19 protein-coding genes are annotated in these 21037 nt (G+C 65.0%); 5 read left to right on the forward strand and 14 right to left on the reverse strand.

The features are described from left to right. Positions 1–33: 33 nt before the first annotated feature. From RQH86_RS13020 to RQH86_RS13035, 4 genes are all read right to left on the reverse strand, one after another. Positions 34–609 (reverse strand): gluconate 2-dehydrogenase subunit 3 family protein, encoded by a 576-nt coding sequence (locus RQH86_RS13020; RefSeq protein WP_311239259.1) that lies wholly within the window; start codon positions 607–609, stop codon positions 34–36. Next, positions 609–2294: a GMC family oxidoreductase gene (locus RQH86_RS13025; protein ID WP_311239260.1), complete on the reverse strand. Its 1686-nt coding sequence runs from the start codon at positions 2292–2294 to the stop codon at positions 609–611. Before RQH86_RS13025 ends, RQH86_RS13020 begins: the two co-directional genes overlap by 1 nt. A 30-nt stretch (positions 2295–2324) precedes the next feature. Next, a complete protein-coding gene (locus RQH86_RS13030; protein WP_311239261.1) occupies positions 2325–3227 on the reverse strand; it encodes a TIM barrel protein in 903 nt (300 codons plus the stop codon). Positions 3228–3881: 654 nt separating this feature from the next. Further along, entirely contained in the window at positions 3882–4436 is a 555-nt protein-coding gene (locus tag RQH86_RS13035) for a single-stranded DNA-binding protein (protein ID WP_115513467.1), read from the reverse strand. Positions 4437–4709: 273 nt separating this feature from the next. On the opposite strand from RQH86_RS13035, the gene RQH86_RS13040 reads away from it, so the two are divergent. Then, positions 4710–5708: a polyprenyl synthetase family protein gene (locus tag RQH86_RS13040; RefSeq protein WP_055849723.1), complete on the forward strand. Its 999-nt coding sequence runs from the start codon at positions 4710–4712 to the stop codon at positions 5706–5708. 200 nt (positions 5709–5908) lie between these two features. On the opposite strand, the gene RQH86_RS13045 is transcribed toward RQH86_RS13040, so the two are convergent. From RQH86_RS13045 to RQH86_RS13065, 5 genes are all read right to left on the reverse strand, one after another. Beyond that, positions 5909–6709, reverse strand: a complete 801-nt coding sequence (locus RQH86_RS13045) for a dienelactone hydrolase family protein (RefSeq protein WP_104614564.1) — start codon at positions 6707–6709, stop codon at positions 5909–5911. 205 nt (positions 6710–6914) lie between these two features. Further along, on the reverse strand, positions 6915–8324 hold the full coding sequence (gene murD, locus RQH86_RS13050; protein ID WP_311239262.1) for a UDP-N-acetylmuramoyl-L-alanine--D-glutamate ligase: 1410 nt from the start codon (positions 8322–8324) through the stop codon (positions 6915–6917). Beyond that, the gene (murL, locus tag RQH86_RS13055; protein WP_311239263.1) at positions 8305–9660 is read right to left on the reverse strand and encodes a UDP-N-acetyl-alpha-D-muramoyl-L-alanyl-L-glutamate epimerase; all 1356 of its coding nucleotides are present in this window, start codon (positions 9658–9660) and stop codon (positions 8305–8307) included. Before murL ends, murD begins: the two co-directional genes overlap by 20 nt. Next, entirely contained in the window at positions 9657–10121 is a 465-nt protein-coding gene (locus tag RQH86_RS13060; protein ID WP_311239264.1) for a hypothetical protein, read from the reverse strand. Before RQH86_RS13060 ends, murL begins: the two co-directional genes overlap by 4 nt. Next, a complete protein-coding gene (locus RQH86_RS13065; protein WP_311239265.1) occupies positions 10105–12714 on the reverse strand; it encodes a bifunctional aspartate kinase/diaminopimelate decarboxylase in 2610 nt (869 codons plus the stop codon). Before RQH86_RS13065 ends, RQH86_RS13060 begins: the two co-directional genes overlap by 17 nt. A gap of 180 nt (positions 12715–12894) precedes the next feature. Between RQH86_RS13065 and RQH86_RS13070 the strand changes: the two genes are divergently transcribed. Continuing rightward, positions 12895–13773 (forward strand): PhzF family phenazine biosynthesis protein, encoded by an 879-nt coding sequence (locus RQH86_RS13070; protein WP_311239266.1) that lies wholly within the window; start codon positions 12895–12897, stop codon positions 13771–13773. 31 nt (positions 13774–13804) lie between these two features. Beyond that, the gene (locus RQH86_RS13075; protein WP_311239267.1) at positions 13805–14686 is read left to right on the forward strand and encodes a PhzF family phenazine biosynthesis protein; all 882 of its coding nucleotides are present in this window, start codon (positions 13805–13807) and stop codon (positions 14684–14686) included. A gap of 272 nt (positions 14687–14958) precedes the next feature. Here RQH86_RS13075 and RQH86_RS13080 read toward each other — a convergent pair whose 3' ends face one another. From RQH86_RS13080 to RQH86_RS13100, 5 genes are all read right to left on the reverse strand, one after another. Continuing rightward, a complete protein-coding gene (locus tag RQH86_RS13080) occupies positions 14959–15561 on the reverse strand; it encodes a glycine zipper 2TM domain-containing protein (protein ID WP_055849699.1) in 603 nt (200 codons plus the stop codon). Between the two features lie 153 nt (positions 15562–15714). Next, positions 15715–16149, reverse strand: a complete 435-nt coding sequence (locus tag RQH86_RS13085; RefSeq protein ID WP_005992502.1) for an OsmC family protein — start codon at positions 16147–16149, stop codon at positions 15715–15717. A gap of 437 nt (positions 16150–16586) precedes the next feature. Then, positions 16587–17534 carry an aspartate carbamoyltransferase catalytic subunit gene (locus RQH86_RS13090; protein WP_055849696.1) on the reverse strand — a complete coding sequence of 316 codons (948 nt, stop codon included), beginning with the start codon at positions 17532–17534 and terminating at the stop codon, positions 16587–16589. Between the two features lie 13 nt (positions 17535–17547). Then, positions 17548–18015 (reverse strand): Holliday junction resolvase RuvX, encoded by a 468-nt coding sequence (gene ruvX / locus RQH86_RS13095; RefSeq protein WP_115513476.1) that lies wholly within the window; start codon positions 18013–18015, stop codon positions 17548–17550. Beyond that, positions 18008–18574 carry a YqgE/AlgH family protein gene (locus RQH86_RS13100; RefSeq protein ID WP_055849691.1) on the reverse strand — a complete coding sequence of 189 codons (567 nt, stop codon included), beginning with the start codon at positions 18572–18574 and terminating at the stop codon, positions 18008–18010. The genes ruvX and RQH86_RS13100 overlap by 8 nt, the downstream gene beginning before the upstream one ends. Positions 18575–18653: 79 nt before the next feature. On the opposite strand from RQH86_RS13100, the gene RQH86_RS13105 reads away from it, so the two are divergent. Both RQH86_RS13105 and RQH86_RS13110 read left to right on the forward strand, forming a co-directional pair. Next, the gene (locus RQH86_RS13105) at positions 18654–20498 is read left to right on the forward strand and encodes a DUF4153 domain-containing protein (protein WP_311239268.1); all 1845 of its coding nucleotides are present in this window, start codon (positions 18654–18656) and stop codon (positions 20496–20498) included. Next, complete coding sequence (locus tag RQH86_RS13110) at positions 20495–21034, forward strand: DNA-3-methyladenine glycosylase I (protein WP_055849687.1); 540 nt, start codon at positions 20495–20497, stop codon at positions 21032–21034. Before RQH86_RS13105 ends, RQH86_RS13110 begins: the two co-directional genes overlap by 4 nt. Positions 21035–21037: the final 3 nt, after the last annotated feature.

Below are 21037 nucleotides of genomic sequence, written 5' to 3' on the forward strand. Positions count from 1 at the left end.
GGAAGTGGCGCATCGGCACATCCTTGCGGTCCATCAGTTGATCGCCCAAGCGGGCGTACCGGGGGTATAGGCCATGTCGCCGTCGTAGCGACCCGGCACGGCGACGTAGCGCAACACTTCGGTCGCCGCGACCTTCGAGGTGAAGAAGCTGAAGATGGCTAGCTGCTTGATCATGGTGAAGTAATGCGGGATCGCTCCCGCCATTTCGGCGGTGCCGGTATCGGTCGTTTCGACGACATGTTTCCTGGCTTCTGCATCCAGGGTACGCAGCAGCTCGGTGCGCGCCTGCGGCGCCAGCGACACGAATCTGCCGCCGGCGCGTTTGTCGATTTCGATCAGCCCGGCGCGGAATGTCGCCTGCTCCCGGGCGGCATAGCAGTCGGTAACGAATTGCGCCATGAACGGGCCAGCGCCGGCGTCCTTCGCCCCCGGCGTTGCGGTCCGCGGCAGGATGGTCTCTGCGATCTCGTCCAGCATGCCGACCTCGGCGGCGGAGAAGAGCGTCTTCGCCCCTGCGGCCGGCGCCTGCCCCTGCACGAGCGCAGGCAGGCCGACCATGGCCGCGCCCGTGGCGGCGACGATCATCTTCAGCAGTTCGCGACGTTCCATCACAGGTTCCCCGCTTTCAGCTCGCGCACGGCGTGATCGGCCGCCCGCGCCGTCAGCGCCATGTAGGTCAGCGAGGGATTCACACAGGCGCTGGACGTCATGCAGGCGCCATCGGTCACGTAGACGTTCGGCGCGTCCCAGACCTGGTTGTGCTGGTTCAGCACCGAGTTGCTGCGGTCGCGGCCCATGCGGGCGGTGCCCATCTCATGGATGCCCTTGCCCGGGGCGTAGTCGTCATCGTGCATCTGCACGTCCTTGACCCCGGCGGCCTCCAGCATCTCCGCGGCATCCGCGGCCATGTCCTTGCGCATGGCCTTTTCGTTCGCGCGCAGGGACACATCCATCGCCAGCACCGGCAATCCCCATTTGTCCTTGCGCTGCGGGTCCAGGCGAATCGTATTGTCGTGGTGAGGCAGCATTTCGCCGAATCCGGTCATGCCGATGCGCCATTTGCCCGGCAGGGTCAGCGCGTCCTTCAGGTCAGCGCCGATGTTCAGTTCGGCGATCTCGCGCGACCACCCGGTGCGGCTGGCGCTGCCCTGATAGCCGAACCCGCGCAGGTAGCCGCGTCTGTCCGCGTCAACGTTACGGAAACGCGGAATGTAGAAACCGCAGGGACGACGGCCGAAGTAGTACTTGTCCTCGTAGCCCTCGATCCTGCCGGAGGCGCCCGCGCCGAAATGATGGTCCATCACGTTGTGCCCCAGCTCGCCGGACGAAGAACCCAGCCCGCCTTCCCAGACATCGGTGGCCGAGTTCATCAGCAGCCAGCTCGAGTTGAAGGAGGACGCGTTAAGGAAAATGACCTTGGCCGTGTACTGATAGGTCTGTCCGCTCTCGGCATCGATGATCTCCACGCCCCGCGCACGCTTGCGGTCCTTGTCGTAAAGCACCTCCTTGACGATCGAGAAGGGCCGCAAGGTCAGGTTGCCGGTCTTCATGGCCGCCGGCAGCGTCGCCGACTGGGTCGAGAAGTAGGCGCCGAAGGGACAGCCCAGGATGCACTTGTTGCGATACTGACAGTTGACGCGGCCCTGCTCGATCATGGGCTGGGTGATGTTCGCGGTGCGCGAGTGAATCAGGTGCCTGGTCCCACCGAAGGCCTTCTTGATCCGCGCGGCCACGTCCTTTTCGACGATGTTCAACGGGATCGGCGGCAGGAACTCACCATCGGGCAACACGTCCAGGCCCTCGCGCGTGCCGGCGATACCGGCGAACTTCTCCACGTAGTCGTACCAGGGCGCGAGGTCGGCGTAGCGGATCGGCCAATCGGTGGCGATGCCGTCCTTGAGATTCGCCTGGAAATCCAGGTCCGACAGGCGATAGCTCTGCCGTCCCCACAGCAGCGAGCGACCACCCACGTGATAGGCGCGGTACCAGTCGAATCGCTTGAGTTCGGTGTAGGGCGATTCCTGTTCGTTTGCCCACATGCCCTGCAGGTTTTCGACCAAGCCGTAGTCGCGCTTCAACACCGGATAGTCGGCCTTCATCGCCTGGGTCGGCCGGTTGTAGTGCGGGAAATCCCACACTTCCTTCATCGCGTTGACATAGTCCTTGACGTGCTCGATGTTGCGTCCGCGTTCCAGCATCAGGACCTTGAGGCCTTTCTCGGTCAGCTCCTTCGCCGCCCAACCGCCACTGATTCCCGAGCCAACGACGATGGCGTCGTAGTGATTGTCTGCCATGGGTTCTACTTCACCTGGGTGGATAGCGTTTCAGACGTCGCAGAGGCGGATTGCCTCGCGCAGCGAGCCGACGGGATCCGGCGCCGTAGGAATGAACTCCTGCGCCAGATAGCCGTCGAAACCGGTGTCGCGGATCGCGCGACAGATGGCGGGATAGTGGAGTTCCTGATCGTCTCCGATCTCGTGCCGTCCAGGCACGCCCGCGGTGTGGTAATGCTTGAAGAAAGCGTGATGCTTGCCGATGGTGGCGATAATGTCGCCCTCCATGATTTGCATGTGGTAGATGTCGTACAGAAGGCCGAAATGATCCGAGCCGATGCGCAGGCAAAGCTCAACGCCCCATGCCGAGTTGTCGCACAGGTAGTCGGGATGATCGACTTTGGAGTTCAGCAGTTCCATCACCAGCACGACGCCGCGCTTCTCGGCGTGTCCGAGGATGCGCTTGAGTCCGGCTTCGGCGTGGACCATGCCTTCCTTGGGGTCCATACCGTTGCGGTTGCCGGAAAAACAGATGAGGTTGCGATAGCCGGCATCGGCCACCAGATCGATGTGCCGCGTGTAGCGCTCGACCAGCTGGTCGTGGAACTGGCTGCCGGCGAAGCCCTTGTCCAGGCCCATCTCCGCACCGTTGCACATCGAGCTGTACACACCATTGGCCTTCAGCGCAGGCCAATCTGCAGGGCCGACCAGATCGATGGCGGCGAACCCAATGCCCTTCACCGTCTGGCAAAGCTGGGCGATCGACTGCTGCGGAAACGTCCAGCGGGCCACGGAATGCTTCAGGTGGCCCTTGCGCGGCTCTGCGGTGGCAGCGGCAAACGCAGGCAACATGCCTGCAACGCCGAGGCCAATGCTCCCGGCGACAGCAACGCGCAGCGCATCCCGTCGCGTGAACCCCGGGGCCGGCGCCGGCCCGCTCGATTGGATAGACATCCGTTTTCCGGCCTCCCAACCGGTATCAAATGCTAAGGATTCGCCGCGATTCAATCGATTGCACCATAAAGTAGGCAATCGCTTTTTTGCAAGACGCAGTGCACGAAACCCATGCTGCAGAGCAAAACGCCTGTCGCGCCAGGCGCTGCATGACGGTGATGGAATGTCGGACGTCGCAGGAGGTGGACTGCTAGACGATCCCAGCCCATCCAGTCGATGCCGACCGGAGGTTTTGTGTCAACAACGCCGCACGCAAGCGGGCAACTTGTTGACGCCTAGCATCGCTTCAGCGCCGCGTTTCGCCTTCGGTCATTCCACCTATCTCAGCGGACCCGGCCCCACCCACGAAGCGAAAATTGAGCCGACCTGCTGGAGTTTTCGGTGCGATTCCCCAAGAGACGCCCGGGCCGCCATGAGGATCAGCGACTACTGCCCAGAGGACTAGCGCAGCGGTGACGAGATCAGCTGCACCTGGAACAGCTCGGGCGGCGCATGGAACCTCCGAATCAGCCACTTTCCGTGGCCATGAGCTGTCTAGAAAACCCTGTGCGTATCAAAGACGAGTCGTCGGACCTTGTTGGAGATCGTTAATAACAAAAAGGCCCTTGGCAAATGCGCCAAGGGCCCTTGTTTACATCTTTAAAAAGATATTCCTTAGAACGGAATATCGTCGTCCGCAAAATCGTCCATCGGCGGCGCCGACTGCTTCTGGGCCGGCTGCTGACGACGCGGGGCATAGTCCTGCCCGCCGCCGCCATCGCCACCACCGTAGCCGCCACCTTGTCCACCGCCACCACCGCCCTGCTGCTGGCGCGGGGCCTGTGCGCGCTGCGGGCGATCGCCGCCCATGCCACCGCCGCCACCGCCGCCTTCACCACGGCCGCCAAGCATCTGCATTTCGTTGGCGACGATGTCGGTGCTGTACTTTTCCACGCCGTCCTGACCGGTGTACTTGTCGTAGCGCAGTTCGCCTTCGACATACACCTGCGAGCCCTTGCGCAGGTACTCACCGGCAATTTCGCCCAGCTTTCCGAAGAACACCACGCGATGCCACTCGGTGCGCTCCTGGTTATTGCCTTCGCGATCCTTGCGCATGCTGGTGGTCGCCAGGCTCACGCGGGTGATCGCCATGCCGGCCTGGGTGTACTTGGTGTCGGGATCGTTGCCGAGGTTGCCGACGAGGATGACTTTGTTGATGCCGCGGGCCATAGGTGCTTCCGAGATGATGCGCTGGCGCCGGGGGCGCGCAGCGATGAATGTCTGTGCGGCAATGTTACCGCACCTGCCCGTCAGCGGTCCTGGCGGGTTGCCGCGCCCGGCTGCCGGGCAAGCGCCCTGCCCGGGGTCGGAAATCCAGCCCGCGCGGGCCTCTGCGACCCTTACCGGCCGCATGCGGCGGCGAATGTGAAGGCGCCGGTTGCACCCGGCGGGACGGATCCGGCCCGGGCACCTATAATCGGCGCACATCACGAACGCCTGCGCATGACCATCGCCGAAGACCTCCCCACCGTCCTGGGCCTGCCCCAGATCCAGTCCCTCGCCGCGCCCGACATGGCCGCGGTGGATGCGCTGATCCGTCGCCGCCTGGCATCGGACGTCGTGCTGATCAATCAGATCGCCGATCACATCATCTCCGCCGGCGGCAAACGCCTGCGCCCGATGCTGGTGATGCTGGCCGGCCATGCCGCTGGCGGCTCCGGCCCGGAGCACCACCAGCTGGCGGCCATCATCGAATTCATCCACACCTCAACCTTGCTGCACGACGACGTGGTGGACGAGTCGGATTTGCGCCGCGGTCGCAGCACCGCCAACGCGTTGTGGGGCAATGCACCCAGCGTGCTGGTGGGCGACTTCCTGTATTCGCGCAGCTTCCAGTTGATGGTCGAGCTGGACCGCATGGAAGTCATGCAGATCCTGGCCGACACCACCAACCGCATCGCAGAAGGCGAAGTGCTGCAGCTCTTGCACGTGCATAACCCCGACACCGACGAGGCCGCCTACCTGCGCGTGATCGAGCGCAAGACCGCGGTGCTGTTCGCCGCCGGCACCCGTCTGGGTGCGCTGGCCTCGGGCGCAGATGCCGATGTGCAGCAGCACCTGTATGACTACGGCATGCAGCTGGGTTTTGCGTTCCAAATCGCCGACGACGTGCTCGATTACGCCGCAGACGCCAGCGACCTGGGCAAGAACCTGGGCGACGATCTGGCCGAAGGCAAGGCCACGCTGCCGTTGATCCATGCAATGGCGCATTCGGACGCGGCCACGCAGCAGCGTCTGCGGCAGATCGTCGAACAAGGCGATGCTGCAGCGATGCCGGAAGTGTTGGCAGCCATCCACGCCACCGGCGGGCTGGACTACAGCCGTCAACGCGCCGCCGAATACGCCACCGCTGCCGAACAGGCGCTGGACACCCTGCCCGCCAGCCCGGCGGTGGCCGCATTGCGCGGCCTGGCCCGTTACGCGGTCGAACGCACGCACTGATCCGAAGCGCTGGGCGCTCCGGACGGGAGTGGGCAGTTGGGGTGGGGGATTCGCACAAGCAGCGTTGCTCGCGCTTTTACGCATCCCGGCATGCGATCGCCGAACGGTTGATCGGCGGACATCACTGAGCACAAACGTCAGTGGGTGGATTGGTTGAAGAACGGGACCGCACTTTGCAAATCCCGAATCCCCAATCCCGGCTACCGCCCAAACCGCTCATCGAAGAAGTCGCCCAGCATGCGGTACGCACGCTTGGCCGCGCGCGGGTTGTACAGGCAACCGGGCGGGCTGTTGGCATCGGCTTCGGCAAAGCAATGCACCGCACCGCTGAAGTTGACGAACTGCCAGTCGGCGCCCGCAGCATTCATCTCGGTTTCGAACGCCGCGATGTCCGCCTTGGTCACGCTCTTGTCGTCGGCGCCGTTGAGCACTAGCAGCGGGGTTTTGGCCGAGCCGGCAGCGGCCGGGCTAGGCGTGGAGATGCCGCCGTGCAGGCTGACCACGCCGGCCAGCTGCGCACCGGCACGCACCAGTTCCAGCACCGTGGTCCCGCCGAAGCAGAAACCCACCGCACCGATGCGCGTGGCATCCAGCGGTGCCTTTCCGGCCTGCGCCTTGAGCACGTCGACTGCTTTCAGCGCGCGTGCGCGCAACGTCGGCGGGTCCTTCTTCAACGCCCCGGCGAACTGCCCGGCCTCGCTATCGTTGGCCGGACGCTTGCCCTTGCCGTACACATCGGCCACCAACACCACGTAATCGTCGCCGGCCAATTGCTTGGCTTTGGCCACCGCCGAGTCGTTGACGCCGCGCCAGTTCGGCACCATCACCAGGCCGGGGCGCTTGGCATCGCCGGCATCGTCGTAGACCAGCACGCCGCTATAGGTGTCCTTGCCGACCTTCCATTCCAGCGGCTTGGCTTGCATCGCGGCCATCGCCGGAAATGCCAACGACGCCAACACGCCGACCAGACCCACACCGCTCCACGACCATTGCTTGTGCATGCGCTTGCTCCCGGGATTTGCGCGAGTGTAGGCCTAGCCGGCGTGCAGGAGTGGTCGCGGCGCACGGAAGACAGCTACCAGCGAATGGGTAGCCCACCGATGTCGATTCTGTCCGCCGCCGAGGCGATCGCGTGTCGGCACGCTCTCGTGGCCCTTCTACTGCGTTGAGGCTATCGCGCGCGCGATGGCGTGACAGCCAGAATCCTTACTGCACGCCCAGCCCGGGGATGGCACTGATCGCCGCCGGGTCGAATCCGGCCAACTGCGCGAAATGCCGGCCGCGTGCAACGTAATCGCTGTAGGCACCGAAGCTGGGCGCGCCCGGCGACAGCAGCACCACACCGCCCTGCGCACCCAGCGCATCGCGTGCCAGTTGCATGGCGTGTTCCAGATCGGTGGCGGCGTGCAGCCCGAAACGGCCGGTGACGGACAGTGGCTCCAGCAGCGCATGGATACGCGGGCCGTTGGCGCCCATGGTGACGATTTCCAGCGGCGCCTGCTGCGCCATCTGCGCGGCAAACTCCTGCCAATCCAGCCCGCGGTCATGCCCGCCGACCAGCAAGGCGACGCGTCGCTGCGCAAAGCAGGCCAACGCGGCCAACGAGGCATGCGGTGTCGTGCTGATCGAGTCGTTGACATAGCTGATGCCGTCCACGCTGCCAAGCAACTGCAGACGATTGGGCAACGGACGAAAGCTTAGCGCCGCCGGTGCCAGCGCTGCGGCATCCAGGCCCAACGCTTCGATTGCGGCCAGCACCGCGCACAAATTGCGGCGATTGTGCTCGCCAGGCAGCGGCACGTTGGCGGTATCGAAGATGGCCTGCTCGCCGCGATACACCACCTCGCCGCGCAGATGCCAGCCATCGGCATGATTGAACCAGCGCACTTCGCTGTCCGGCAGCTGCAACCCGCGCAACAGCGGATCGGCGGCGTTGAGCAAGGCGATCCGCGGCCGCCCTTCGGTCACCAGCGAGAGCTTGTCGCGCACATAGCGCGCCTCGTCGCCATGCCAGTCCAGATGTTCGGGAAACAGGTTCAAGACCACGGCCAGTTGCGGTCGCGCGCCGCTGCGCCCGACCTCGCCGGTCTGGTAGCTGGACAACTCGATCGCCCAGTACGCCGGCGGCGGTTGCGGTGCCAGCACTTCCAGCAACGGTTGGCCGATATTGCCGACCAGGGCGGTGCGATGCCCGGCACTGCGCAACAGGTGCGCCAGCAATGCGGTGGTGGTGCTCTTGCCCTTGGTGCCGGTCACGCAGATGGTGCCGGTCACATCGCCGTCGGCCCGCACGTGTTCGGCAAACCACAACGCGGTGCCGCCGATGAACTGCGTACCGTGCGCAGCAGCGGCAGTGAGTGCTTCGGCGCGATACGGACTGATGCCCGGCGACTTCACCACAACCTCGAACCGGCCCAACGCCTGCGCGCTGGCGTCGGTTTCCACCTGCAACGCCGCATCGGCCAATGCATCCAGCTCACGCGCTTCTTCGGCGTTGCAAAAGACCGTCAGCGGTTGCGTGGGTAAGGCACTACGCAGCGCGCGATAGGCAGCGCGTCCCTCACGCCCCCACCCCCACAACGCAACCGCCCTGCCCTCAAACTGCGAAATTCGCACGCACGCGCTCCCACAGCGCCGAGGGAATGAGGTGCTCGCCATCGATGGCCATCAGCGATTCCAGCTGCAGGTCCTGCGCATCCAGCTGCGGCTGGATCTCGCGGATGAAACGCTTCACCAACGCGTCTTCCTTCCACTCCGCGCGCGTTGCCAGCAGCGCCATCGCCGCACGCGATTCGCGGCCTTCGCCCACGCATTCGAATGGCTTGTGGTCCTGAAATTCCAGCAGCGCATCGTAGCCGCCGGCCTGGCTGGCATCGTCGAGCAGATTGCGCCCGAAGATCCTGACCAGACGCGTCTTGGGCATGAACGGCGCCAGCGCCAGGAACACGAAATGGCATTTGGGGCACACGCCGCACCAGCGGTGCACCGGGCGCTCGCCCATGATGTGGAAGTTACGATTACAGCTGGAAAAATGTGCGTCGTAGTGATCGGTCTTGGCGAACTGCCGCGCTACCGCCAGCTCAGACAGTGGCCGCAGCAGCGAGTAGTAACGCAGATCGGCCGCCACGTGACGCTGCACATACGCGCCAAACGCCTGCTCGAATGCCCAGCCCTTGGACCACTGGTGATTGACCTCGCCGGTGCCGGGAATCTGGCTGCCGTAGCTGGCCGAGCGTTCGTTGGAGAACACTACCTGGTCCACGCCGGTCAGCAGCGCCGACAACACCAGGATGGCCGAGTTCACAGCCGTCACCGGGATATGCCCGTTCCACGCACCCTGGCGGTTGAGCTCGAACAACTCCGGTGCCAGCACGCGGCCGACGTTGAGCACCGGCAGGCCGGTGCGCTCGGCACAGGCGCGGATCAGTTGCGAGCCGCCGATCCAGCTGACGGTCTGCGCGATGCCTGCATGCCGTAATGCTTCGATGCTGACCAGCGAATCCTTGCCGCCACCGATGGCGACCAATGCATGCTCGCGCAGGCCCAACGCAGGCGCTTGCGCAGTTGCCGGCGCAGCCACCGGAAAGTTGATCTTGCCGTGCAGATTCAAGCCATTGCGGTAGGCGAATTCGCCCAAGCCGTGCAGATACACGCTTTCCACCAGCGCGGCGGTGTCGGTATCGATACTGTAACTGTCGATGGCGATGGCCGGCGGCACCGCAGCCTTGTAGTAACTCACGCCCGCAATGAGATGTAGCAGCTGCAAGGCCTGTTGAACGGCAGCGGCACGCGCGCCATCCAGCACGAACGGCGCGCCGGGCACGGCAACGGTTTCCACCAGTTCCGGACCCTGGTCGAAGGCATACACCAGCGTCGCCACGCCGGTCTGCGCGTCGAGTGCGCAGCGCACGAAACGGAAGGTGGAGATCTGGTGTTTGTCGAAAGCGCTCATGGACTACCTGCAAGAACCCGTTGCCGACGCAGATAGCGTCGGCACAGGGCATATTCAATCATGGAAAACGGCACCGCAGCCCACAGCAGCGGCAGGCAGCCGATGACGAACAACAGCAGCAGCACTTGCGAGCCAATCACCCGCGCATCGCCAGTGGCCGCCAACGCCACCAGGAGATACAGCAGCAACGCCGGCAGATAGCTGAGCGCGCTCAACACCACCGTGCGCAATGCCATGCCACCGGCATGCTGCGCGGACGCGGTCGCTCGCCTGTCGCGGCGACGCTGCCAGAGCGCCGCGCTCCATGCGCCAACGCCCGCCGCGACCAGCGCCGGCAGCACCCACTTCAGGCTATCGGTCCACTGCACCCGCTGGCCGGCCATGTCGATGGCGGTGGAAAACACCATCGACACGGCACCGGCCACGGTACTGAGCAAGACGAACTCAGCCAGCGGGCGCATCGATCACCTCTTCGCGCGGCAGCTCACGCTGGTTGTAGGTGCTGGCCATCGAATAGCCGTACGCACCGGCATCGGCCACCAGCACCACATCGCCGGGAGCAGTGGCAGCTGGCAGACGGCGGCGCTTGCCGAACACGTCCGACGACTCGCAGATCGGGCCGACGATATCGAAACCGCCATCGGCAACGGCATCGAGCCGGCTGAGGTTTTCGATGTCGTGCCAGGCATCGTAGAGCGCCGGGCGGATCAAGGTGTTCATGCCCGCATCCAGCCCTACGCGCTGCACGCCATCCTTTTCGATCACCTGGGTGACGCTGGCCAGCAACACGCCGGCTTCGGCCACCAGATACCGGCCCGGCTCGATCGCCAGGCGGTAGCCCGGATGCACCGCCTTGACCTCGGCCAGCCCCTTGGCCCACACGTCCAGATCGAACGGCTCGTCTTCAGCGCTGTACGGAATCGGCAGACCGCCGCCGATATCGATGGTTTCCACCGTGCCGATGCGGCGCGCGAAACCGGCCAGTTCGTCGTACATCATGCGCCAGTGCTCGCCGGTCTCCACGCCACTGCCCAGGTGCGCATGCACACCGGTGATGGTGACCTCCAGCGTGCGCGCGACTTCAACGAACTCGTCCACACGCGTGGACGACAGGCCGAACTTGGACGCCTTGCCGCCGGTGTTGACCTTCTCGTGATGGCCATCGCCATGCCCCAGGTCGATCCGCAGCCAGACATTGCGGCCGCGGAATACCTCCGGCCAATTGCGCAACGCTTCGACGTTGTCCACGGTGACGGTCACGCCTAATGCAAATGCGGCCTCGTATTCGGCCTTGGGCGCAAAGCTTGGGGTAAACAGCACGCGGCGCGGCGACAACTCCGGCAGGGTCTGGAACACACGGCGCAATTCGCCATGCGACACGCATTCCAGCCCAAAACCGGCCTGCTCCAGCGCGATCAGAATCGCCGGATGCGCATTGGCCTTGATTGCGTAATAGCGTTGATCCACCGCCGAAATCTGCGCCAGTGCATGCGCACGCGCACGCACAGTGGGCAGGTGATACGCATAGCGCGGCGTGCCGGCCTTGGACAGCGTCAACAGATGCGCACGCTCGGCATGCCACCACGGCGTGGCACGCGGACGCACCGAGCCGATGATCTCGCGCCAGCGCGGGCCGAACACCTCGCCTTCGCTCACCGGCATCGCGCCGCTGTCGATCAACTCGGCATGCAAAATCGGCAACAGGCCGTCGGCGTCGGCTTCGTCGATGACGAAAGTCAGGTTCAAGTCGTTGGACGACTGCGAAATCATGTGCACGCGTTCCTGCCCGAACGTGGCCCACACGTCCGACAGTTTGTGCAGCAATGAGCGCATGCCACGGCCAACCAGGGTGATCGCCGCGCAAGGAACAATAATCTTGACCTTGCAGATCTGCGACAAGTCCGCCGACAACGCCGCCAGCACATCGGTGTTGACCAGGTTCTCGGATGGGTCCAGCGATACGGTGACGTTGGTTTCGGCCGAGCCGATCAAGTCCACCGACAACCCATGCTTCTTGAACAAGGTAAACACGTCGGCCAGAAAGCCCACCTGCTGCCACATGCCGATGCCTTCCATCGACACCAGCACGATGCCGTTGCGGCGGCTGATCGCCTTGACGCCCAGCACCGGCTCGGCATTACCGTCGATGCTGGTGCCGGGCAACTCCGGGCGCTCGGTATCCAGGATCGCCATCGGCACGCCGGAATCGCGGCACGGCTTGATCGAGCGCGGATGGAGCACCTTGGCGCCGGTGGTGGCAATTTCCTGCGCTTCGTAATAGTCCAGACGGGTCAGCAGGCGCGCGTCCGGCACTTCCTTCGGGTTGGCGCTGAACATGCCAGGCACATCGGTCCAGATTTCCACGCGGCTGGCACCGAGCAGCGCACCGAAGTACGCCGCCGATGTATCCGAGCCGCCACGACCAAGAATCGCAGTACCGCCATCGGCGTGCCGCGAAATGAACCCTTGCGTGATCAGCAAGCGCGTGGGCTGCGCATCGAAGCGCGTACGCCAGTCCGCATCGGACTGCCACTGGCACGACACCGACAAGCGCTTGGACCATTCGCTTTGATTGGGTTGCGGCGGCAATGCCGACAACCACTGCCGTGCGTCCAGCCAGCCCATATCCAGGCCGCTGGCATGCAGATATGCCGCACCGATGGTGGAAGACAGCAATTCGCCCTGCCCCAGGACCTCGGCCTGCCAATCGAGCGTGCGCGTTGCAGCGCGCGCATCGGCAACCAGGGCATGCAATGCGGCCAGCCGCTCGCCGAGGACCGCATCGGCATCGAGCTCGAGCTCGGTCAGAAACTCGCGATGGCGGTGTTCCAGCGCTGCCACGCGCTGTGCGCTGTCGGCCGCGCCATCGGCAATGGCGGTGAGTTCGTTGGTCACGCCCGAGAGCGCGGACACCACCACCAGCACGCGGCCGCCGGTTTCGTTCGCCCGTTTGCTCGCCAGTTTTCCAATCGTGTCCCAGCGATGACGACGCGACACCGAGGTGCCGCCGAACTTGAGGACGATCCAACGATCGGTAGAGTGGGGAGCTGACATGGAGTAGGCGTTTATGATGGGGGAAAGAAGCCGGGATGCCGGGCGGAACCTCCGATTCTACTGCCAATGGCGCGCCTCTGACCCCGCGTGCGGTCGCACTCCGCAGCGCCGCTCTTCATCGCGGCAACGGTTTGCGCTGCAACCATCCGCAATGTTCCTACCACCGAGATCGCACCGCGCATGAGCAAGCACCGCTACCTGCAACTGGATGTCTTCGCCAGCCGCACCGGCTCCGGCAACCCGCTGGGCGTGGTGTTCGACGCGGGCGCGCTGTCAACCGAGCAGATGCAGCAGATCGCCGCATGGCTGAACCTGTCGGAGACGATCTTTTTTGTGCCGGTCAGCATGCCGGATGCCGACTATCACATCCGCATTTTCACCCCGCGCGCGGAGCTGCCGTTTGCCGGCCATCCCAGCGTCGGCGCGGCGTGGGCCGCCGCAACTCATGGGCTGACCGCGTACAAGGCCGATGGCCGGCTGCACCAGCAATGCGCGGCCGGCGTGCTGCCGGTGGACGTGTTCGACCGCCATGGCGCCTTGCAAGTGCGGCTGCGCGCGCCGCGCGCGCACATCATCGCAACCGGCGACACCCACGCGGCAGCAGTGCAGGCAGCTAGCGCCGGATTGCAGGTAGCACAGCATCCCGCAGAACTCTGGAACAACGGCCCGAACTGGTGGCTGCTGGAGCTGGCCGACGCCGCGGCGGTGCGCCAGGCCGTGCCGGATCTTGCCGCGATTATCCGCCTGACCCAGGCCAGCGCGGCCACCGGGCTGGCGATTTATGCAGCTGTGCAGGACGGCGACGCAGATCTGGTGGTGCGCGCGTTTTGCCCCGGCGACGGCATCCCCGAAGATCCGGTCACCGGTAGCGCCAATGCCTGCATTGCCGCACGCCTGCATGGCGAGAACCGCCTGCCCGGTGAGGCGTCGCGTTACGTCGCCAGCCAGGGCCGCGAGGTGGGCCGCGATGGCCGCATCCAGGTGGAAGTGGATGATGCAGGCGAAGTCTGGATTGGCGGAACGACGCTGCAGGTGATCGACGGCCGCATCGATTGGTAAGCTGCCGCGCCCTGTTCGCGGATCCGCCACCATGACCACCCGCCGTTTCCTGCAACTGGATGTGTTCTCCGCCCGCCCTGGCAGCGGCAATCCGCTGGCGGTGGTGCTGGATGCGCAGGGTCTGGACGATGCGGCGATGCAGGCGATCGCCCGCTGGACCAAGTTGCCGGAAACCACCTTTGTGTTTCCCGCAGCCGATGCGCACAGCAGCTACCGGCTACGGATGTTTTCGCCGCAAAAAGAGGTTCCCTTCGCTGGCCACCCCAGCGTGGGCACGGCGCATGCGGTGCTCGACGCTGGGCTGGCCGCGCCAGACGAAGGCCTGCTGGTGCAGGACGGCATTGCCGGCCAGTTGCCGCTGCGCGTGGAGCAGATCGATGGCCACCGCAGCATCGCCATCCGCACGCCGCGCGCGCGCGTTACCGAACAGGTGGACGCGGACGACCCGCGTCTGCGCGATGCACTGCACGGCTGGTCGCTCGGCGCCCTGCCGCCCGCGTTGATGGATGGCGGCCGCACCTGGTGGGTCGTGGAGCTGGCCAGCGAAGCCGCATTGCGCAGCCTGCAGCCGAGCTGGGACGCGATTGCCGCATTGGCCGAATCCACCGGCAGCATGGGCGTCTTCGCCTACGCGCGTGCCGCTCGGGCCGGCAGCTACGATCTGGCGGTGCGCGCCTTTGTGGGCAATGGCCGGCGTTTTGAAGACGCCGCGTCCGGTGCGGCCAATGCCGTGCTCGCGGCCTGGCTGGACAGCCGCCACGCACTGCCCGGCAAAGAGCGGCGCTACGTGGTCAGTCAGGGACGCGAGATCGGCTTCGATGCCTTGCTGGAACTGCGCATCGACAGCAACGGCGACGTGTGGTCCGGCGGCCAGGTACAGACGGTGATTCGCGGGACCTTGGACTGGGGCTGAGCGCAGCCGACATGTTGGTGTTCGCCCAGCTTGATGCGTGCGGTGCACAGACAAAGAACCCATAAAAATTCTTCCGCGCTGCGAACTCGGCCCGATCAACATCCGTCGTAAGGTGCACCTGCGTTTAGCGGTCAAACTCAGAAACAGTTGCAGTCTGCCCGATGCGACGTGCCATCAAGTACTAGCAGCAAACGCTCACCTGCCGCAGATCTCGCAAAAAAAACGCTGCGGTTTCCCGCAGCGTTTTTGACGAACAACCCACACGCAGTCAATCAGTCAGGGCGCACATCCACGCGTACGCGGATCCGGTCGCCCGGGTTGTAATCGCTGCGCGTGTGGTAAGTGCGGCCCGCATATTCGTACGTCACGTCGTAGCCATCCACACGCTCGCGCGAGGTGCGGTACGACACAGGTTCGCAGACGCTGACGTTGCCTTGATAACTGCGGTGATTGGCCTCGTAGATCGAGCGGCCTGCCGCGACGCCGGCCATGGTGCCAACGGCAGTGCCAACCAGACGTCCGTTACCGCCACCGACCTGACTGCCGAGCACCGCACCGGCGATACCGCCGATGACGCTGGCAACGCCGCGATTGGAGGCATTGGGCGAGCCATAACTGCCGCCATCGCGGGAGTAGCCATCATTGCTGGTGTAGTAGCCATCGGACGGACGGTTGTAGCAGCGCTCGCTGCTGCGTTCGTTGTAGGAGTCGGACACGATGATCGGGTCCACGCGTACGACGCGTGCGTATTCGTAACGACCGTCCTCGTAGCTGCCACGACCATTGTCGCGGTAGCCGCTGTCGTAGCGCTGCGCCGTTGCATTGCCCGCCACGGCCAGACCCATTACCAGAGCACCAAGCACAAGAGTTTTCATTGCGGCAGCTTCACAGGGAGGACACGTTGCCGATGCTCGGCTTGTTGCAGTGAAACCGCCCTGAACCGAACAGGCCTTACAAAGGCCTATTCAGGTTGCCGCCAGCTGCGCGCGCCGGCATGGTCCGCCGACGCTCCGCAGCCTTGACACACATCAGTTGGAAAATTCGCTTTCCAGGCTGATCGGCACGGCGCTGAGCGCCTTGGATACCGGGCAATTCTTCTTGGCGGTATCGGCCAGCTCACGGAACTTGGCTTCGTCGATCCCCGGCACCACCGCCTTGAGCTTCAGACGGATCTGCGACAGCTGCGGGCCGCCTTCCATCGACAGATCGACGTCTGCACGGGTGTCCAGCGAGGTCGGCGGAAAGCCGGCTTCGGTCAGCTGCGCCGACAGCGCCATGGTGAAGCAGCCCGCGTGCGCGGCAGCGATGAGTTCTTCAGGATTGGTGCCCTTCTCGTCGCCGAAGCGGCTGCTGAAGGCGTAGCGGGTGTTGTCCATCAAGCCGCTCTGCGGCGTGCTGAGTTGACCCTTGCCGGTCTTGAGGTCGCCTTCCCAGTGAGCGGTGGCGTGACGTGAAATACCCATTGCGATCTCCTGCGATTGAAAGGGACCGTCACCTTAGGCGAGCGGGTGTTAGCGCTTGGTGCTTGTTGCGGGGAATCGGGAATCGGGAATCGGGAATCGGGAATCGCAAGAGCGTGCACTGCCACACGCATTTGGTCGCGCGGCTGAGGTCAGGTTGGCGGCGACTCAAGACAAGCGACAAGCAGCGGCAACGGGATGCATCGCGAAGGAGACGCTGCATCGTTACGGTGGAGCTCGATTCGGACGACCTGCGACGCACGGCTGGTGGCTGCGTAGCGATGCTGACAGACGGCCATGCTCGAGTGCCGGGATGCATGCCTGCGCGCAGGAAAAAAACGGGCGCTGCTACGGCTGTCGCTGCGCCCGGTGTTCAGTATTCGGTGGATCTTTCGCAGGCACTGCGCTCCCGCGGTGCCTGCGAGCGCACGTGCGGGCAATCAGCCCAGCAGGGTTTCCAGCACCGCCATACGTACGGCGACACCGTTGGCGACCTGGCGCAGCACGCACGATTGCGCGCCGTCGGCGACCTCGTCGGTGATTTCCACGCCGCGGTTGATCGGGCCCGGATGCAGCACTGCGGCATCGCGGCCGGCGCGCGCCAGACGCTCGCGGGTCAGCCCGTAGTCGCTGTGATATTGCTCCAGCGACGGCACCAGGCCTTCTTCCATGCGCTCGCGTTGCAGGCGCAGCATCATCAGGGCGTCGGCACCTTCCAGCATGGCGTCGAAATCCTGGCCGACCACGCAGCCGTCCAGCATGTCGTCATCGGGCAGCAGGCTGGCCGGGCCGCACACGCGGATCTCGCCAGCGCCCAGCGTGCGCAGTGCATGCAGGTCCGAGCGCGCCACACGCGAGTGCTTCACGTCGCCGACGATCACGACCTTGAGCTTGGAAAAATCGGTGCCCTTGGCCTGGCGCAGGGTCAGCATGTCGAGCAAGCCCTGGGTGGGATGCGAACTGCGGCCATCGCCGGCGTTGATCAATGCGGTGCCCTCGCCTGCGGCAGCGGCCAGCGCTTCCACCGCACCGTCATCCGGGTGGCGCACGACAAACCCACGCACGCCCATCGCTTCGAGATTTTTCAAGGTGTCGCGCGCGGTCTCGCCCTTACGGGTGGAGGAGGTGGACGCGTCGAAATTGAGCACGTCCGCACCCAAGCGCTGCGCGGCGAGATGGAATGAACTACGCGTACGCGTGGACGGTTCAAAAAAAAGCGTGCACACCGCCGTGCCGGCCAGCACGCTGCGCTTGCCGACCCGGCCGACCGCGGCATCGCGGATCTGGCCGGCACGGTCGAGCAGTTGCAGCAGCGTGGTGCGTGGCAGTCCTTCCAGGGTGAGCAGGTGACGCAGGCGTCCGTCCGAATCGAGTTGCATGGTGGTCATCGCAGGTCGGGAATCAAGGGAGAAGAGTGGCTTGGTAGGGCGCGGCCAGCCAGCGTTCGACGATAACGGCCGCCGCCATGGCGTCCAGTGCGTCGGCATCGCGGCGGCGCTTGCGCCCATCGGCGCGTTCGCGCGCAAACCGCTGCGCGGCTTCGACCGAACTGGAGCGTTCGTCGATCAGCACGACCGGCAGCGCATAGCGTTCGCGCAATTGCCGGGCGAAGGCATGCGCGCGTTTACGGGCAGGTTGGTCCTTGTCGTCCAGCGTGAGCGGGTCGCCGACCACCAGGCCATTGGGTCGCCATTCCTTGTGCACGCGATCCAGCGCTGCCCAGTCCGGGCCGTTGGCATGCACATTGATGACCGCGACTGCACGCGCACCGGCACCCAATGCGGTACCGACCGCCACACCGATCCGGCGCGACCCCACGTCGAAGCCCAGCACTGTGCCATCGGGGCGGAGTGCGCCCGCCTCAGGCATGCCCGGAATAATCCGTGAGCCGGAACAGGTCCACACCGATGCGCCCGGCAGCGGTCTGCCAGCGATCTTCCAGCGCGGTGTCGAACAATACATTGGCGTCCGACGGTGCGGTCAGCCAGCTGTTCTCGCCCAATTCGAATTCCAGTTGGCCCGCGCCCCAGCCGGCGCAGCCCAGTGCCACCAGCGCATTGCGCGGGCCTTTGCCGGCGGCCATGGCTTCGAGGATGTCGCGCGACGTGGTCAGGAACACGCCCTGCCCCACTTCCAGGCTGGAATCCCATTCGCGCGCATCGTCATGGATGACGAAGCCGCGCTCCGGGTGCACCGGCCCGCCACTGAGCACGATCTGCTCGCGCAGCTGCGCATCGTCGGTGTCGATGCCCATCTGCGACAGCACTTCGCCCAATGTGTACTCGGACGGCCGGTTGACCAGCACGCCCATCGCGCCATTTTCGTCGTGCTGACAAATCAGCGCGACGCTGCGCGAAAAGGTGGGATCGGACAGCGCCGGGAGCGCGATCAGCAGTTGGTTGGCCAGAGGCGTGGGCAAAACAGACATGGCCGCATTCTAGCCGTTCGTTCCGCCGCGCGCAGAGCCACTGCCATACTTGCCGCCTATTGCATGCCAAGGACCGACGATGCTGCCTACACCTGGAACCGTACCCGCGCGCTCCGACGCGCCACTGCCCCGCCAGACCCGCGTCTTGATCGTACTGGTGGCGCTCTTGCAGGGCTGCCTGCTGTATCTGGCCGCAGCGGGACAACAACATGGCGTGTGGCCCTTCACCGAACTGGGCGCCCGAATCTGCTGGTACACCGTGGTGGCGATCGTGCCCAGCCTGTTACTGCTGAGCGTGCAGGATCTTCGCGACTGGCGCCTGTGGCAGCACGTGGCGGCAAGCACGCTGGTATTGGCTGCCCTGGGCAGCTGGGCGGCGTGGAGCAGCACTGGCGCGCCGGCCCTGCAGGTCGCGCGGGTCCTTGGTCCGTTCGGCTTCACCATCACGGTCGGCTGGTTCGTCGCGCTGCCCTGGATGCAACATCGGCAGCTGCACGGCCATTGGCGGGCCGGCTACCGCGACCTGTTCGAACACGCCTGGCAGAACGGCCTGACCCTGGCACTGGCGCTGCTGTTCGTGGGCGTGTGCTGGATGGTGCTGGGGCTATGGGCCAGCCTGTTCGCGCTGGTCAAGATCAGGTTTTTTGCCGAACTGTTCCACGAACAGGCGTTCGCCTACCTGGCGACCGGCGCCATCACCGGGCTGGGCATCCTGATCGGGCGCACCCAGCACCGCGCGGTGCAGGTGATGCGGCAGATCCTGTTCGCCCTCTGCACCGGGCTGCTCCCGCTGCTGGCCGGCATCGCGCTGCTGTTCCTGCTGGTGCTGCCGTTTACTGGGCTGCAGGCGCTCTGGCAGACCCGTTCGGCGGCGTCGATCCTGCTGAGCCTGGTGTTCGGGCTGGTGCTGTTTACCAACGCGGTGTACCAGGATGGCAGCGGGCTGCCGCCGTATCCGCGGTGGTTGCGCCGGATGATCGAGGCCGGGTTGCTCAGCCTGCCGCTGCATGCGGCGCTGGCCGCCTACGCGGTGGGCCTGCGCATTGCGCAGCACGGCTGGACCAGCGAACGCGTCTGCGCGGCCTTGCTGGCCGCGCTGGCGCTGGCATATGCCATGGCCTACGCGTTCGCGGTGCTGCGGCCGCGCGCCGATCGTTGGCTACCGCAGCTGGCCGGCGGCAACATGGCGCTGTCGTGGGTGGTGATCGGGCTGGCAGTGCTGGTCAATACACCGCTGCTCGACCCGTATCGCATCACCGTGCAGAGCCAGATGCAGCGCCTTGCCAACGACACGCCCGAGACCCTGCAACAGAATCTGGAATTTCTGCGTTTCGACAATGGCCGCCGCGGCTATATGGCCGTGCAGTCGCTGCGCGCGACGCCCCCCTTTGCCGGCAGCCCGGAGCGCAAGCAGAAGCTGGAGCAGTTACTGGCACGCACCAGCCGCTGGGCAGGCAGTGAGCCAGTAGAAGACCAGAAGGACAAACAGCTGACTGACCTGACCCAAATCCGCAAGCACGTGACCGTAGCTGCCGGCCAGGCAGAGCCGCCAGCGGACTGGTGGCACTACCTGGTGCGGTCCAAGATGCTCTGGGGCGCCTGCACGCAGGGCAACAGCAACTGCGTCGTCAGCAGCAGCGACCTCGATGGCGACGGCGAGCTCGATGTGCTGTTGTGCAATCTCGGCGCCGACTATGTGGTTGCCTGCGAGCTGCAGACCCGCAGCGGCGGTGGATGGTATCAAGCCGGTACGGCAAAGCTCTATTCCCTGGACGATGCGGCCATGAGCGAAGTGAGCCAGGCGCTGCGCAATGGTCAGCTACAGACGCGGCCCAATCGCTGGCCGGACCTGGCGCTGCCGGGAGGCCGACGCATCCACATCACCCCCAACGAAGTAGGCATCCGGCCGGAACCTCAGCCATGAGCGGCTACTGCAGCATCGCGCCCGGCCACCCGGTGCATGGGCATTACCACGACCACGAATATGGGTTCCCGCAGCGCGAAGAACGCGAACTGTTCGAGCGCCTGGTGCTGGAAATCAATCAGGCCGGCCTGAGCTGGGAAACCATCCTGCGCAAACGCGCCAATTTTCAGCAGGCGTATGACCGATTCGACGTGGATACGGTCGCGGCGTATGGCGACGCCGAGATTGCGCGCTTGATGAGCGACGCCGGCATCATCCGCAACCGTCTGAAAATCCTGGCGGCCATCCACAACGCGCAGGTCATCCAGACCTTGCGCCGTTCGCATGGCAGTTTTGCGCAATGGCTAGATGCGCAGCATCCGCTCGACAAGCCGGCCTGGGTCAAACTGTTCAAGAAGACGTTCCGCTTCACCGGCGGCGAAATCACCGGCGAATTCCTGATGAGTCTGGGCTACCTGCCCGGCGCACATCACGCACAATGCCCGGCGTTCAAACGCATCGCCAAACTCAAACCGGCCTGGATGCAGGCAGCATGAGCG

The sequence above is a fragment of the Xanthomonas sp. WCS2018Noco2-27 genome (assembly GCF_031843525.1).
Classification (GTDB): Bacteria; Pseudomonadota; Gammaproteobacteria; order Xanthomonadales; family Xanthomonadaceae; genus Xanthomonas.

Excerpts from the sequence above, each read along its gene's own strand:
- RQH86_RS13100 (WP_055849691.1), bottom strand. The coding sequence starts at position 18,574 with ATGTCTGTTTTGCCCACGCCTCTGGCCAACCAACTGCTGATCGCGCTC.
- RQH86_RS13105 (WP_311239268.1), top strand. The coding sequence starts at position 18,654 with ATGCTGCCTACACCTGGAACCGTACCCGCGCGCTCCGACGCGCCACTG.
- RQH86_RS13020 (WP_311239259.1), bottom strand. The coding sequence starts at position 609 with ATGGAACGTCGCGAACTGCTGAAGATGATCGTCGCCGCCACGGGCGCG.
- RQH86_RS13110 (WP_055849687.1), top strand. The coding sequence starts at position 20,495 with ATGAGCGGCTACTGCAGCATCGCGCCCGGCCACCCGGTGCATGGGCAT.
- RQH86_RS13025 (WP_311239260.1), bottom strand. The coding sequence starts at position 2,294 with ATGGCAGACAATCACTACGACGCCATCGTCGTTGGCTCGGGAATCAGT.
- ruvX (WP_115513476.1), bottom strand. The coding sequence starts at position 18,015 with ATGCCTGAGGCGGGCGCACTCCGCCCCGATGGCACAGTGCTGGGCTTC.
- RQH86_RS13070 (WP_311239266.1), top strand. The coding sequence starts at position 12,895 with ATGAGCAAGCACCGCTACCTGCAACTGGATGTCTTCGCCAGCCGCACC.
- RQH86_RS13045 (WP_104614564.1), bottom strand. The coding sequence starts at position 6,709 with ATGCACAAGCAATGGTCGTGGAGCGGTGTGGGTCTGGTCGGCGTGTTG.
- RQH86_RS13030 (WP_311239261.1), bottom strand. The coding sequence starts at position 3,227 with ATGTCTATCCAATCGAGCGGGCCGGCGCCGGCCCCGGGGTTCACGCGA.
- RQH86_RS13075 (WP_311239267.1), top strand. The coding sequence starts at position 13,805 with ATGACCACCCGCCGTTTCCTGCAACTGGATGTGTTCTCCGCCCGCCCT.
- RQH86_RS13060 (WP_311239264.1), bottom strand. The coding sequence starts at position 10,121 with ATGCGCCCGCTGGCTGAGTTCGTCTTGCTCAGTACCGTGGCCGGTGCC.
- RQH86_RS13090 (WP_055849696.1), bottom strand. The coding sequence starts at position 17,534 with ATGACCACCATGCAACTCGATTCGGACGGACGCCTGCGTCACCTGCTC.
- RQH86_RS13035 (WP_115513467.1), bottom strand. The coding sequence starts at position 4,436 with ATGGCCCGCGGCATCAACAAAGTCATCCTCGTCGGCAACCTCGGCAAC.
- RQH86_RS13065 (WP_311239265.1), bottom strand. The coding sequence starts at position 12,714 with ATGTCAGCTCCCCACTCTACCGATCGTTGGATCGTCCTCAAGTTCGGC.
- murL (WP_311239263.1), bottom strand. The coding sequence starts at position 9,660 with ATGAGCGCTTTCGACAAACACCAGATCTCCACCTTCCGTTTCGTGCGC.
- RQH86_RS13040 (WP_055849723.1), top strand. The coding sequence starts at position 4,710 with ATGACCATCGCCGAAGACCTCCCCACCGTCCTGGGCCTGCCCCAGATC.
- RQH86_RS13080 (WP_055849699.1), bottom strand. The coding sequence starts at position 15,561 with ATGAAAACTCTTGTGCTTGGTGCTCTGGTAATGGGTCTGGCCGTGGCG.
- RQH86_RS13085 (WP_005992502.1), bottom strand. The coding sequence starts at position 16,149 with ATGGGTATTTCACGTCACGCCACCGCTCACTGGGAAGGCGACCTCAAG.